Raw genomic sequence first — 14,444 nt, 5'->3', positions numbered from 1 at the left:
GCTCCATTCGTTGAGTTCACAGCAACGATGGTGCCACAACCCTCGCCGCCGCCCCATAGCTTCTCTCCCCCGCTTCGCGGGGGCGAGGAACCGAGCGCCTCGAAAATGACGAACAAATCAATTTGCCTGTGGCAACACCCCCGCCTATCGTCCCACCCCATGACAACCGGAGCCATTGATGACATCTCAGGCTGAATGGCTGCGCGGAACGCTCTTGGCGCTGGCTCTCGTGATGACCGGCCCGGTTCTGGCCGGCAACAAGCCGGAAGACGGCAAGGTGACGAATTTCCTGCTCGACAACGGCATGGAGGTTGTCGTCATTCCCGATCACCGGGCGCCGATCGTCACCCATATGGTGTGGTACAAGATCGGCAGCGCGGATGAGCCGCCCGGCAAGTCCGGCATCGCCCATTTCTTCGAGCATCTGATGTTCAAGGCGACGACCAATCACGCGGCCGGCGCGTTTGACCGCGCGGTCTCCGCCATCGGCGGTTCCAACAACGCTTTCACCTCCTATGACTACACCGCCTTTTATGAAACGGTGGTGCCGCAGGCGCTTGAGCAGATGATGGATTTCGAGGCCGATCGCATGCGCAACCTGATCCTCAACGACAATGTCATCGCCACCGAGCGCGACGTCATCCTCGAGGAACGCCGCTCGCGCATCGACAGCAATCCGCAGGCAGTGCTCGGTGAGGAGATCGACGCCACGCTCTGGCAGAACCAGCCCTATCGCATTCCGGTGATCGGCTGGATGCAGGAGATGGAGAAGCTGAACCGCGCCGACGCCAAGGCTTTCTACGACAAGTATTACACGCCCAACAACGCCGTGCTGGTGGTCGCCGGCGATGTCGACCCGGAGGTGGTCAAGGCGCTGGCCGAAAAGACCTATGGCAAGATTGCGCGTGGTCCGGACCTGCCGCCGCGCATCCGTCCGGTCGAACCCGAGCAGAACACCAGGCGCACGGTGACGCTCACTGACGCGCGTGTCAGCGTGCCGAACTTTTCGACGCAATGGGTGGTTCCCTCCTATCACACTGCAAAGCCGGGCGAAGCCGAAGCGCTGGACCTGCTGGCGGAGATCCTCGGCGGCGGTAGCCGCAGCCGGCTCCACCAGCAGCTTGTCGTCAAGCAAGGCATCGCCGCCGAGGCTGGCGCCTTCTTCCAGGGCACTATGCTCGATGCCACCAATTTCACCGTCTATGGCGCGCCCCGCGGCGACGCCAAGCTGGCCGATGTCCAGGCGGCGGTCGAGGTCGAGGTCGCCCGCATCGCCAGGGACGGCGTCACATCAGGCGAGTTGGAGAAGGCCAAGGATCGTTTCGTCCGCTCGATGATCTTCGCCCGCGACAAGCAGGATTCGATGGCCAACATCTACGGCGCGACGCTCGCCACCGGCGGCAGCGTCCGGGACGTCGAGGAATGGCCGGGCCGCATCCGCAAGGTCACCGCCGACGAAGTCAGGGACGTTGCCGCGCGCTATCTCAATCTCAACCATTCGACATCAGGCTATCTCTTGCCGCAGACACAGGCAGGGAATTGATCGATGACGAGCTTGAGCGCTTGCGCTGCCCCTCACCTGCCTGCCGGCATCCTCTCCCCGTATAGTGACGGGGAGAGGGGCGCTGTCATCGACGGTTTCGCCAATCACCAGCGTTCGGAAGAAGGGCGCCGGCATTGCGGCCAGCCCCTTCTCCCCGTCACTATACGGGGAGAAGTGCCCGGCAGGGCGATGAGGGGCGGCGCTAACACCGACAGCTATTCGTCTCGAACATCAGTTGGAAGCTACCATTTGTCCGAAGCGACTGTCCTGAAGCGTGTCGCCACCCGACTGGCCACCCTGCTCCTCTCATTGCTCTTCCTCGTCCTGCCGGCGCTTTCCGCTCGTGCGGCCATGAGCATCCAGGAGGTGACGTCGTCAAAGGGCATCACCGCCTGGCTGATCGAGGACTATTCCGTGCCGCTGGTCGCCATCCGCTTCGTCTTCGACGGCGGCGCGACGCAGGATCCCGCTGGGAAGGAAGGGCTTGCCAATCTGATGAGCGGCCTGTTCGACGAGGGCGCCGGCAATCTCGACAGCGAGGCCTTCCAGATAAAGCTGGACGACGTCGGCGCCGAGATGAGCTTCGAGGCGGCGCGCGACGGCACCTACGGCTCGATGCGCATGCTGGCCGAGCAGCGCGACGCGGCGTTCGACCTGTTGCGGCTGGCAGTCACCGAGCCGCGTTTCGACCAGGCGCCAATCGACCGCATCCGCGCCCAGGTGCTGTCCGGCATCATCGCCAACGAGCTTGACCCCGACACGCTCGCCCAGCGCAAATGGCTGGAGGCACTATACGGCACCCATCCCTATGCGCGGCCCGAGCAAGGCACCAGGCAAAGCATCGCCAAAATCATGCCGGACGATCTCATCGCCTTTCACAAGGCGAATTTTGCTCGCGATGGCCTGCATGTGGCGGTGGTCGGCGCCATCGATGCCGAGACGTTGAAGAAAAAGCTCGATATGGTCTTCGGCGGCCTGCCGCAACACCAGGCGCTCGCGCCCGTCGCCGATGTCGATCCGAAACTCAACCAGCAGCTCGAGGTCAATTACGACCAGCCCCAGACTTCGCTGCAACTGGCCTATCCCGGCGTCAAGCGGAGTGCGCCGGATTTCTTCGCCGCGGTGCTGATGAACGAGATCCTCGGCGGCAGCGCCTTCACCTCGCGGCTGTTCGACGAGGTGCGCGAAAAACGCGGCCTGGCCTACAGCGCCAGTTCCGACCTGGTCGACCATCAGCACGCCAACGCCCTGGCCATCACCACGGCGACCCGCGCGGACCGGGCGGCCGAGACGTTGGCTGTCGTGCGCGAGGTGGTGAAGCGCATGGCGCAGGAGGGGCCGACCGAAGCGGAACTGGCGGCGACCAAGAAATACTTGATCGGCGCCTATGCCATCAACAATCTGAACTCCTCCGGCGCCATCGCCGCGACGCTGCTCGAACTGCAGCTCGACAAGCTCGGCATCGACTACATGCAGCGCCGCGCCGCCCTCATCAACGCCGTGACGCTGGATCAGGTCAAGGCGGCGGCAAAAAAACTGCTCTCCGCCGAGCCGGCCATCATGATCGTCGGGCCGAAGCACGGCGAGGCCAAGGAGGAATGAGCCCAAATGGGGGGCAAGGAATGAGCCCGAGCTTCGGCATCGCCTTCGGCGGCGGCGGCGCGCGCGGGCTGGCGCATATCCATGTCATCGAGGCGCTGGACGAACTGGGTATAAGGCCGGTCGCGATATCAGGCTCGTCGATCGGCGCCATCATGGGCGCCGGCATGGCTTCGGGCATGGCCGGCAGCGACATTCACGACTACATGCGCTCGATCCTCGGCCGCCGCGCCGAGGTGGCGGCGCGCATGTGGCGGGCTCGGCCAGGCACCTTTGCCGAGGCGCTGCAGGGCGGGCTGCGTGTCACCCAGTTCAATGTCGAGCGCATCCTCAAGGCATTCATGCCCGACGCCATACCCGAAAATTTCGCCGAACTGAAAATACCGCTGAAGGTGACGGCGACGGATTTCTTCGGCCATAAGCTCGCCGTGCTTAGCGACGGCGACCTGCATTCGGCGCTTGCCGCCTCTGCGGCTATTCCCGCGGTATTCCGCCCGGTGATGCGCGACGGCAGGCTGCTGATCGACGGCGGCATCTACAATCCGGTGCCGTTCGACCTGATCGAGCACGACGCCGACATCATCATCGCCGTCGACGTCGTTGGCGCGCCGACCAAAGGCGGGCGAAAATACCCGACCTCCGTCGACCTGATGTTCGGCGCCACGCAATTGATGATGCAGTCGATCATCGCCGCCAAGCTGAGGCAATGCCAGCCGGACATACTGGTCAGGCCGGCGGTGTCGAAATACCGTGTGCTCGATTTCATGAAGATCGACGCCTTGATGGCCGAAACGGTTGATATCAAGGACGAGCTGAAGCGGGAGATCGAGAAGGCGGTGGAGACGCGGGCCAAGGTCGACACGGGCAAGCGCACCAAGCAGGTGGGGGGCGTGGCGCGGAAAATCTGACGCTTTGGTGGCCTCTATCCAACGAGCGCGAGCTTTTGATCATCTGGAGCATTCGCACTCCGACGAGCCCAGTAGACCTTCCGCGGTATGACTATTCCGCCGCGGCCTGAACCGTGCGCGGGTCGATCGAACGATTGAGGATCAGCGCCCCGGCATGGTTTTCGCAGGCCGCTGTTCGCGGCTATTGCCGCACACCCGGACAGACCGCCGCCAGCCCTTCCATCGAGAGCAGGTCGGGCATTCCGGTGCGGCTGACGCAAAGCGCACCGTCCGCACCCCACGCCGCCTGCACGCCCCAATGACGACAATTGCCGTGCACACACGGCTCGACGACACAAAGGAAACCTTCAGCCGGCAAATCGGCAAATCCGCGCAACATCCCTGCCTCATCGGTGACGCCAGAAACGAGGAGATTTCTGGCGATGCAACCTCTGCGAAAAACCAACGAACGATCGAACGGCGAGGCGACGGCGGCGCGGACCGCACGCCTGGCGGTGCTGGCGGGCACTCCGGGGCTTCTCTTGACGGCATACGCGGCGGCGACGTCGACGTCGCTGACCATCCGCGCCGATCTCGCACTGACGCTGATGGACATGCTGGTGCTGGTCACCGTCGCGATCGTGGCTGGCGGACGCAAGGGCGAGGGCAGCGGTCGCAAGCGTCAGGCGGCCTTGGCCGAGACGCTCGCCAACGCATTCGCTGCGCTGGGCATGTGCCTTTCAATGGCTGTCGTCGCCAGCATCGCGGTCCAGCGGATCGCGGCCGGCGGTGTCGAACCCCACGGCCAAGGCGTTTTTCTCGCCATGAACCTGAACCTGGCCTATGCGGTGGTCAATTTCTGGATCCTGCGCCGATGGAAGGCCCGCAACAGGCTTGCCGCCTCTGCGCTGGCCCGCGCGCAAATCTGCCTGTTCTCGGACAAGCTCTCGTCGAACCTGCTCATCGCCGCGTCGCTCGCAACAGCGATGATTTGGCAAGGCACGATGGTTGCCCGCGTCATCGATCCGATTGCCGGGCTGTTGATCGCGACAATGACTGCGCGCTGGACCATTCCCGTCGTGCGGGACACGGTGCGAAGCCTGCGACGGGAATATCGCCGGGCGCGCAAGCCGATCGCGTAAGGCGAGGCAATGGACGGCTCTGATCCGTCCTGGCTGGAGGCCTTAGCCTCTTCTGTTCTGTTGAGATTCAGGTCGAGCCAAGGAGTGGCGCGCAATCAGTCGCCGGATCGCTGCACTCCTCGGCCACTGTAACGGCATGGATTGATCCATGCCGTAATATTCGGGCGCTGCTGCGTTGAACAGTAGGGGCAGCACCTCACCTGGCCCTTTTGGCCCTCACCACCTTCCCTGAGCATCTTCTTCTAGCGGCGCCGTGCCTCATCGTAAGCAGGCTCGTAGACATAGCCTTCGCCGCGAACCGTCACCAGGACCACCGGAGCGTCGGGTTCGGTCTCGAACTTCTTGCGCAGTCGCGTGATGCGGATGTCGATGCTCCGGTCGCCCGGCTCGAGGTCGCGGTTGTGGGCCAGCCTGCACAGCTGGTCGCGCGACAAGATCTGCCGGGGATGGCGCGCGAAGACGCACAGCAGGTCGAATTCCATGGACGTCAACTGCACGTCGGCGCCGTCAGGGTCGACCATCGTGCGGCCGTCCATATCGAGGATGCAGCCGCCGAAACGGATGCGGTTTTCCGGCGTCCGCTCTTCCTCGCCCAAGCGCCGGATGACGCTTCTGACACGCGCCAGAAGCTCGCGTGGCTCGAACGGCTTGGCCATATAGTCGTCGGCGCCTGCGGCAAGACCTTCGAGCCGATGCGGCAGGTCTCCGACTGCGGTCAGCATCAGGATTCCCGTGCGGCTGCGTCTGGCGATTTCGCGGGCGAGATCATAGCCGCTTTCGCCGACGAGATTGACGTCGAGGATGACCAGGTTGGGGCCAAAGCGATCGAGCTCGGTCAGCATTCCCGTCCCGTCCGGAACGGAACGGACATCGAAGCCGTGAGCGAGCAGGTAATCCGACAGCATCTCGCGCAACGGCGCTTCGTCGTCGACGATGAGCAATTTCTGTTTTGTCACGCTTCGGCCTCTTCCATTGCGCTGGTCTTCATCACCCTTAGGCGTTCCATCACGAGCCTGCGAAAGGTCTGTGGATCGAGCGGTTTCTCGATCACCGGCGCGCCCGTCTCGCCGATGAAGCGGTCAATCTCGGGTGCCAGCGTGTCGCCGGTCACGAACAGCAGCCGGCGAGTGAGCCCGGGGCGCAATTGTTCCAGCGCGCGGTAGAGGCCGGGGCCGTCGAGGCCGGGCATGCGTATGTCGCTGATCAAAAGGTCGATTCCTCCCTCGCGCACAGCTTTGAGGGCAGCATTCGCGTCGTCGGCGATGGTGACGTCGTCGTGGCCATCGCGGCGCAGCATCTCGGCGATCATCGAGGCAATGTCGGCATCGTCGTCGACCACCAGAATTCGTGCGGCCGAGGGCGTGGGCGGCATCCTGCCTGCAGCTTCGGGCGCAGGAACCGTCTCGGCTCGACCGCTCGGAAGCCGGATCGTAAACCGTGCACCGCCGCCCTCCGTCGAATCCAGTTCTATGTTGCCGTCGTGCGCCGTCACGATGCCCTGGCAGACAGATAGCCCGACCCCGGTGCCTTCGCCGGCCATTTTGGTCGTGTAGAAAGGCTCAAAAGCACGCGCGCGGACCGTCTCCGGCATGCCCGGACCATTGTCAGCGACAACGACCTCGACGGCATCGTCTTCCCCGGTGGTGACGATGGTCAGCCGCCGCGGGTGCGGAACCTGCAGCAAAGCCTGCTGCGCGTTCACCACCAGGTTGGTGACCACCTGATGAAGCTGGTCCCTGTCGCCCCAGATATTGGGAAGCGGTTCCGCCAGTTCGGTGCGGATCTCGATCCCGGCCGAGCGCAGGCTGTAGGCGGCAAGTTCCAGCGAAGCGACGACGACTTCGTTGATGTCGACGGCGCCCCTTGTCGGCGGCTTCTTGCGGGCCATAGCCAGAAAGGTGCGGACGATGCGCGAGCATCGCTCGGCCGCCGCATGGATCTTGTCGGCGCGTCCCACGGTCGCCTTGTCCGTCGAGAATTCCTTCAGCATCGAACTGTAGCCGATGACGACGGACAGCGGATTGTTGAGTTCATGCGCCACGCCGGCCAGCAGCGAACCGAGAGCGGCGAGTTTTTCCGACTGGTACAGCGTCTCGCGCTGGCTAGCGATCTCCGCCTCGGCCTCGCGCTGGCGGGTGATGTCGGTGACGGCGGCAAGCATGGCCGAACGGCCGGCCTGCGTGATCAGCCGTGCCGAAACCAGCGTATCCATTCTTGAGCCCTGCATATTGGTCATGCCGGCTTCGAATGCATCGACAATTCCATCTCTCAGCAAAAGCCGCAGGAGATCATCTCGCCGAGAGAGATCCTCCCAGGTCGCCGTCGCTTCGGCTCCGATCTGGCCGACCTCGACGCCGAGCGTCTTGCGCGCCGGCTCGTTGACGAACAGGATTTCGGGCCCATCAAGTGCCGAGATGATGATCGGCAGCGGCACGCCTTCGGCGACGGCGCGAAACTGCGCCTCCCTTTCGGCCAACAGCTTCTCGGCTTCCAGCCTGGCTTGCTCGGCCAGGACGCGGTCCGAGATATCGCGGCCGACGGACTGCACTTCGACAAGGCGCCCCTCGCTGTCGAAAATGCCATGATCGTTCCAGGCGAGCCATCTGCGCGCGCCATCCGGCATCGCATTGAGAAGTTCCATGCTGGCATCCGGCGCTTGCGGAGTGAGGCGGGCAAGGTGATCCAGGAACCTGCGCCTTTCGTCGGGCGGCAGCACATCGAGTTCGCACCAGGACGGGTCGAGAAGCTCTTCGCGCGTCATCCGGCACGCCCGGCAATAGGCGTCGTTGACGAAGCTCAAATGACCCTCCGGCGACATCCGGACGACGAACTCGGTCTGCAGCTCGACCACGCTGCGGTAGCGCTGCTCGCTGGCCTCGAGTGCCTGACGGGCGAGTTTCTGTTCGGCAACATCGCGTCCGATGGACTGTATTTCGATGAGCTTGCCGCTTTCGTCGAAGATGCCGCGATCGGTCCAATGGATATGGACCTCGCGGCCATCACTCAGGGCGCCGGCCTCTTCCACTTCGCAGACAGGCCGTTCGGGGGTCACTCGACCGATGATCTCGTCGAAGCTGCCGAAATCGGCGGAAAACGAATTGAAATAGTGCCAGTCCGGGCTCAGCAACTCTTCGCGTGTCTTGCCGACAAGGCGGCAATAGGCGTCATTGGCGAAGCTCATGCGCCCATCCGGCGCGACCCGGATAATATATTCCGTCTGTGCCTCGACAACATTGCGGTAGCGCTGTTCGCTGTCGGCCAGTTCGCGCAGGGCCGTGCGGTTTTCGGCAAAGATGCTCGAGGCCATGTCGATCCAGGGCTGCCAAAGCGCCGAGGTCTTGACGGTGGCCCCGGGCTCGCCGGCGGCGCCGGAGCGGATATGGTCGACGAGCGAGGTCGCAGGATCGACGATCTCCCTCAGAAGCACTCCGTGCAAAGCGAATACGCAGACAAGCGACCCGACAAAAATGAGCGCGTAAGGAAAAAACGACTGTTGCAGGGCGTAGGACTGATAAACGCCAATGCCGCCGACAAGCACGAGCAGCGGCAAAACGCAGGCCGCCATCAGCAACGCGCAATGCCTGGACAGCTTCGAGGAGGTCGGCACGGCGAGGTCTCCACAGACGGATGCGCCGTCACGACGGTTGCTGTTCCCGTGCGGGCCAGTGGACTGAACGGCCCGCGGCCTGTCAAGCCGGCCTGCCCGGCCATCTGCCCGCGCCGTTGGACAGATACCGCGTGGATGTTTCACGATGATGCCGTGAGCCGGGTTTCCCGGCTTCTATTGTTTCAATTGTGTCGAACCCGCCCGAAATCGGCAGCAGACGCGGCCGATTGACCCGGAGTGAATGCGCCCTGTAGGTTTGGAGCGTCGCTCGCCGCGGGGGAAACGCATGGCCGACATCATTGTCGTGGACGACGAGACCGACGTAGCGTTCATGATCGCCGACTATTTGCAGGCGAAAGGCTATCGCGTTCGCATGGCATCCGGCGGCGCCGAATTGCGCGAGGCGATCGCGGCGGCGAAAGCCAATCTCGTCGTTCTCGACCTCAACATGCCGGGCGAGAACGGCTTTAGCCTGGCCCGCTGGCTTCGCGAGCATCACGACACCGGCATCCTTATGCTGACGGGTGCCGATTCGGTGTTCGACAAGGTGGCGGGCCTCGAGATCGGCGCCGACGACTATCTGGCAAAACCGTTTTCACCGGTCGAGCTGGAAGCGCGGATCGCCGCGGTGTTGCGCAGACGCAGGCCGAAGGGAACGGACAATGCCGACGCTTTGCCGGCCGGGCAATTCGCCTTCGGAAACTATGTGTTCGAGGCTCGCGCGAGAAACCTCATCGACGCCGACGGCGTAGCCATTCCGCTGACGCCGATGGAGCTCGATCTGGTGGCGGCCTTCGCCACCCGGGCCGGCCAGGTCATCGGTCGCGACGAATTGCTCGATCTGGCGCCGCCCAGGGGCGACGAGCCGTTCGACCGCAGCATCGACAGCCGCATCACCCGGCTGCGCCGCCGGCTCGAAAAGGACCCGGCCAAGCCGGAACTGATCAAGACGATCCGCGGCGCTGGATACCTGTATCCAAAGCGGTGAACCAGTGCGGTTCAGGGACCAGGCTGCCCCGCGGGCGGAACGATCTGCATGACAAGGCGCATCAGATCGGCCTGGCGGGAGGCGCCGGTCTTCTGGAAGATATTGTCGAGATGCGTCTTGGCGGTCGCGTTGGCAATGTGAAGGCTGGCGGCGGTCTCGGCCAGGGTGTGCCCGGCCACAAGGCTGGCGAGCACGCGGGTTTCGGCCAGCGTAAGCCCAAAGGCTCGCGCCAGCATTCCGGCGGCGTCATGCTCGTCCGGTGCATTGCCGATGAACACCGCGGCTACCGCCGCGGGTTCCATACCGGCGCGCAGGTCGCCGCCGGCCATCGGCAGCACGCGGGCGAAGACGGGCGGCAAGCCGGATTCGCTGAGGAGGACGGCAAGCCCTGTCTTGCCGATGCTGACCTCATCCTGAGCCGCAAGCATGATGGCGCTGTGAAGCTCCCTGGAAGCCGACGGGATCTTCGCCTGCAGAATGCCCCGGACATCCTGGATCGGGCCGCCGCTCCGCAGCATGTGCTTGGCCGAGCGGTTGGCGTGCAGGACGGCGCCACGTTCATTTGTCAGGACCACGGCGCATGTGAGGGCATCGAGCGCCTCGGCCATTCCTGCGCGCTCGACAGTGCCGATGTCCAGCATGTTGCTGATTATCACCGAACGGCGCACATGCGGCAGCAACAGTCCGCCAAGCTTGATTTCACGCTCGGTGATAATGCCTTGCCGCTCATGTCGGGCAACGGCGAAGCCGGCAAGGCGGGTAGGGGTGTGGATCAGGAAGAACGACATGACGTCGATCAGGCCTTGCGGCTTCAGCCACTCCTGAAAATATCGCGAGGTCTCCCGATAGGTTTGAGGGATATCGCGCGAGGCCACATGCGGCATTTCGAGCGAAGGCCATGTCGAGAGGTCCTCGATCAGCCGGGCGTGGATCTCGGGGATATGTTTCGCCTGCTGCTCCAGCCAGTATGGCTCTATTCCAACGGTCCTGTAGATCAGCAGCCGGTCGTTGGCGAGGTCGTCAAGCTGCAGGACCGCAGTCTGGGCATCGAGCGCATCCCTGATCCCAGCCAGCGCGTGCTCCCATCGCCCCGGGTCGAGTGCGCAATCGTAGATCGAGCCGATCAGCTTCGACAGTTCATGATGCGACAATGCCTTGGCCATCGACGGCCCCCCGCATGTCGACAGCGCGCCCGACGCGGAAAGCCGCGCGCTCTCACCGGTGCTCTCGCCTCTCCAAACTTTAGCGATCGCTTAAATTCCAATTATCTCCCCCAAACAGGGGATGCGCAAGGACCCGGGCGGTGAAATACTCGCGCCCCAGAAGATAAGGTCACACTTAACTGAGACAACCAGGGGTTCAGCGCGTTCCTGGCTCGCGCTTTCGCCACTGTGATTGAGCCGGGGGACTAATCAAGAATTCTGCTTGCGTGCGCCGACTATCACGGCGCGCGACCGCCTATTGCTGAAACTTAAGCCGGGTTCGGCTCGGACAGTTTGGGATGGAGTAGCATTATGTACAGATACATTGCTTTTGCAGCACTTTGCATGGCGGCGATGCCCGCGCATGCCGACGAGCTTGGAGCCATGAAGGCTGAAAGCATCGATCTCGCCGGCTTCCTTGGTGTCGTCTATTATACACCTCAGGAGGACGGCTATCGGGTGGTCACCACAATCGCGCAGGGCGAGGCTGGCTTGCCAGTGCGTTTCGTGGCGACACTGACCGAGAACCAGATGGTCGCGGTCTCCGTGCCGGGCAAGCTGGGAGAGTCGGACCAGATCATCGAGATATCGCGTGTCGGCGGCAAGCTTGTCGTCAGCCCACAACCGATAGATGGGATCGTGGTTTCTTCTCCGAAGCCCGCCGTCGACTGATGACCGCCGTCGAGTGATCCAAGGTCGAGTGATCCGGGGGCATTGCGCGTTGCGGCGGTGCTGGATGAGCCTGCAACGTGGGCGACAGACGATGTCCCTGTGGCTCGTCCTCCCGTCTGTCGTCGTCTTTACCGTCGGCGCCGGCTTCGGCGTGTCTTCGCAAGCTGAGCTGGCCACGGGCAAGTTCTACGAAATTGTCGGCGGCAAGGTCGATGCGCGAACCTATAACGGCTTCCGTCGCTACCATGGCAGCTGCAATCACTGCCATGGTCCCGACGGCATGGGCTCGACGTTCGCCTCGGCCCTTGTCGACCGGCTGCCCGGCATCGAGGACTTTCGGCGCAATGTTCGCGACGGCGTGCGCAGCGGCCCTTCGGTCATGAAGGGCTTCGCCGACGACCCCAACGTCGCTCCTTACATCGACGACATCTACGCCTACCTGCAGGCCCGCGCCGACGGTGCGCTTGGCCGAGGACGGCCTGAGCGGCTTGAAAATTAGTGCCGCTGGCTGCTGACCGCAGGCGCTTCACCAAAGGACAGTGAGACGGTTATCGCTCCCGAGCGCCACATGCGTGCCGAAAGGCGAGCTCTTGCGCTCAAGCGTCGCCGCGAGCCAGGCGGCATCTTCGGGCGAGGCGCGGTTTAGCCGGAACTTGGCGAGCTGGAACGGTACCAGCTCGAGCGAAACAAGCGTACCGTCCGGTATCGCGAGCCGCGGCAGGTAGATCAGCGCAAGCTCGCCGCGAAAGGTTTCGTACCCTGTTATCCCCTCATAGTCGGTGAGGAAGTCGCCGCATCCATAAAGGATCAGCCGGCCGTTGTGGATTTCGATCGGCTTGGGATGGTGGGAGGAGTGCCCATGCACGACGTCGAACCCTGCAACATCGATGAGGGCATGGGCAAGCGCGCGTTCTTCCGCCGGGACTTGGTAGCCCCAGTTGCCGCCCCAATGAATCGAGGCGACCGCGAGGTCGCCAGGCTGTTTTATGGCCTCGACCGATCGGGCGATCTGGTTGAGCGACCGGGCCGAGACATCCGCCAGCAAATTGACCCCTGGCTTGTAGGCTCCGGCTGCCCATGAAGCTGGAACGCCGCTCGTCTCGAGCGCGAAGCCGAACACGAGCACGCGGCCTCCGCCTGTCAGTTCAATGGCGGCAGGGGCCGCCGCCTCATTGGCGTCAAGCCCGGCCCCGGCATAGGCGAGGCCGGCATGCCGCAGCGTGTCGAGGGTCTCGACGAGGCCGGGCTCATCCCAGTCGAGCACATGGTTGTTGGCGAGCACGCAGCAGTCTACCCGCGCCGCCGCCAGGCAGCCGACGTTTGCCGGGTTCATTTTGTAATTGATCCCCTTGGGCGCCAGGGACAGGCTGGTGGTGATGCTGGTCTCGAGATTGATGATCCGCGCATCGGGCGCTTCACGCTCCAATTCGGAGAGCGCATCGCCCCAGACATACGCATCGTCGACCTTTCTCGGGATCGGACCATTGATGCGTTCGGCAAGCTCGACATAGGTCGTCGCCGATTTCACATGGCGCTCGCTAAGGTGCGGTTCGCCCGGACTGGTGAGGATCTGGTCGATGCCGCGCCCGAGCATGACGTCGCCGCACAGGAACAGTTTTGCGCTGCCTCGGACGGGCCGTTCGGCGGCGGCATTGTTCGCGATCTGCGGCATCCCAGACCTCCTTCCCCCGCCAACACCCAGTGACGCCGGCGGTTCCAGCCCAATTTGCGCGGATCGGATCGCGCGCCCAATCGTTAACGTAGGAGAAGTCGTTAATGCAGGAGAACCGACCGCCGAGGCCCCAAAAAATGACCGACACAGCCTTCTCCTTCATCCCGCGCGCCGCGCGCTCTTCCAAGCCGCGCAAGACCGGCCTGACCGAGATTCGTGGGCCCTACTACAGCGCCTATGGGCCGCGCCATCTGGCCGATGTCCTGGAAATCATGGGCAACTGGATCGACGGCATCAAGTATGCCGGCGGATCATTCGCCCTGATGCCGCCCGAAGCGGTGAAATCGATCAACAGACTGGCACACGATCACGAGGCCTACGTCTCGACAGGCGGCTGGATCGAGAATGTCCTGCGTTTCGGCCCGGACGCCGTCGACCGCTACATCGAAGAAGCCAAGGCGCTGGGGTTCGACGTGATCGAGATCTCCACCGGTTTCATCAGCCTGCCGACGGAGGCGTTGCTGCGCCTGGTCGAAACGGTGAAAAAGGCCGGGCTCAAGGCCAAGCCGGAGCTCGGCATCCAGTTCGGGGCCGGTGGCGACACGTCGGCCAGGGAGCTCGAGGCCGAAGGCACCAGGGATGTCGGCTGGCTGGTCGCGCAGGCCAGGCGTGCCCTCGATGCCGGCGCCGACATCATCATGATCGAGAGCGAAGGGATCACCGAAAACGTGACGTCCTGGCGCACCGACGTGGTGGCCCGCATCATCAACGAGCTCGGCCTGGAGGCGGTGATGTTCGAAGCCGCCGACCCGGCGGTCTTCGAATGGTACGTCAAGAACTACGGCAACGAGATCAACCTGTTCGTCGACCACAGCCAGATCGTGCAGCTCGAGGCGCTGCGCTCCGGCATCTGGGGAACCAAGAGCACCTGGGGACGGATTCAGAATGTTGGGTGAGGGGCGTTTGAGACGACTGCGATGGCAATCGCTCCAGGTTTGCGCTGCCCCTCATCGCCCTGCCGGGCACTTCTCCCCGTATAGAGACCAGGGCTATCGCAGGTGGGCCGAGGCTTTCGCTCTACGATGTACCCCCACCCCTAACCCCTCCCCACAAGGGGGAGGGAGACTTCTGT

13 protein-coding genes are annotated in these 14,444 nt (G+C 63.6%); 8 read left to right on the top strand and 5 right to left on the bottom strand.

The genetic code is table 11. From position 1 onward, the window contains the following. Positions 1–178: 178 nt before the first annotated feature. From AC0L14_RS34085 to AC0L14_RS34075, 3 genes are all read left to right on the top strand, one after another. Positions 179–1,543: a M16 family metallopeptidase gene (locus AC0L14_RS34085; protein WP_473752155.1), complete on the top strand. Its 1,365-nt coding sequence runs from the start codon at positions 179–181 to the stop codon at positions 1,541–1,543. A gap of 249 nt (positions 1,544–1,792) precedes the next feature. Further along, positions 1,793–3,145 (top strand): M16 family metallopeptidase, encoded by a 1,353-nt coding sequence (locus AC0L14_RS34080; protein ID WP_473752154.1) that lies wholly within the window; start codon positions 1,793–1,795, stop codon positions 3,143–3,145. Positions 3,146–3,165: 20 nt separating this feature from the next. Next, positions 3,166–4,050, top strand: a complete 885-nt coding sequence (locus AC0L14_RS34075; RefSeq protein WP_473489877.1) for a patatin-like phospholipase family protein — start codon at positions 3,166–3,168, stop codon at positions 4,048–4,050. Between the two features lie 181 nt (positions 4,051–4,231). On the opposite strand, the gene AC0L14_RS34070 is transcribed toward AC0L14_RS34075, so the two are convergent. Beyond that, the gene (locus AC0L14_RS34070) at positions 4,232–4,429 is read right to left on the bottom strand and encodes a hypothetical protein (RefSeq protein ID WP_133254889.1); all 198 of its coding nucleotides are present in this window, start codon (positions 4,427–4,429) and stop codon (positions 4,232–4,234) included. Positions 4,430–4,472: 43 nt separating this feature from the next. On the opposite strand from AC0L14_RS34070, the gene AC0L14_RS34065 reads away from it, so the two are divergent. Then, positions 4,473–5,171 (top strand): cation diffusion facilitator family transporter, encoded by a 699-nt coding sequence (locus AC0L14_RS34065; protein ID WP_473752153.1) that lies wholly within the window; start codon positions 4,473–4,475, stop codon positions 5,169–5,171. Positions 5,172–5,413: 242 nt separating this feature from the next. Here AC0L14_RS34065 and AC0L14_RS34060 read toward each other — a convergent pair whose 3' ends face one another. Further along, positions 5,414–6,127, bottom strand: coding sequence for a response regulator (locus AC0L14_RS34060; protein ID WP_123151569.1), 714 nt, complete (start codon positions 6,125–6,127; stop codon positions 5,414–5,416). Continuing rightward, a complete protein-coding gene (locus tag AC0L14_RS34055) occupies positions 6,124–8,778 on the bottom strand; it encodes a hybrid sensor histidine kinase/response regulator (protein ID WP_473752152.1) in 2,655 nt (884 codons plus the stop codon). Before AC0L14_RS34055 ends, AC0L14_RS34060 begins: the two co-directional genes overlap by 4 nt. 286 nt (positions 8,779–9,064) lie before the next feature. Here AC0L14_RS34055 and AC0L14_RS34050 point away from each other — a divergent pair, with 286 nt between their 5' ends. After that, entirely contained in the window at positions 9,065–9,766 is a 702-nt protein-coding gene (locus tag AC0L14_RS34050; protein ID WP_473752151.1) for a response regulator transcription factor, read from the top strand. 11 nt (positions 9,767–9,777) lie between these two features. On the opposite strand, the gene AC0L14_RS34045 is transcribed toward AC0L14_RS34050, so the two are convergent. Then, positions 9,778–10,929, bottom strand: a complete 1,152-nt coding sequence (locus tag AC0L14_RS34045) for a helix-turn-helix transcriptional regulator (RefSeq protein ID WP_473752150.1) — start codon at positions 10,927–10,929, stop codon at positions 9,778–9,780. Between the two features lie 351 nt (positions 10,930–11,280). Between AC0L14_RS34045 and AC0L14_RS34040 the strand changes: the two genes are divergently transcribed. Next, the gene (locus tag AC0L14_RS34040; RefSeq protein ID WP_473639283.1) at positions 11,281–11,640 is read left to right on the top strand and encodes a hypothetical protein; all 360 of its coding nucleotides are present in this window, start codon (positions 11,281–11,283) and stop codon (positions 11,638–11,640) included. A gap of 91 nt (positions 11,641–11,731) precedes the next feature. Beyond that, complete coding sequence (locus AC0L14_RS34035; protein WP_473752149.1) at positions 11,732–12,139, top strand: c-type cytochrome; 408 nt, start codon at positions 11,732–11,734, stop codon at positions 12,137–12,139. Positions 12,140–12,166: 27 nt separating this feature from the next. Here AC0L14_RS34035 and AC0L14_RS34030 read toward each other — a convergent pair whose 3' ends face one another. Next, positions 12,167–13,312, bottom strand: coding sequence for a CapA family protein (locus AC0L14_RS34030; protein WP_473752148.1), 1,146 nt, complete (start codon positions 13,310–13,312; stop codon positions 12,167–12,169). 137 nt (positions 13,313–13,449) lie between these two features. Between AC0L14_RS34030 and AC0L14_RS34025 the strand changes: the two genes are divergently transcribed. After that, positions 13,450–14,268: a phosphosulfolactate synthase gene (locus tag AC0L14_RS34025; RefSeq protein ID WP_473752147.1), complete on the top strand. Its 819-nt coding sequence runs from the start codon at positions 13,450–13,452 to the stop codon at positions 14,266–14,268. Positions 14,269–14,444 lie beyond the last annotated feature (176 nt).

This window comes from Mesorhizobium sp. WSM4841 (assembly GCF_055811515.1).
Note: the sequence above shows the minus strand (reverse complement) of the source record. Positions and strands in the feature narration are given on the sequence as shown.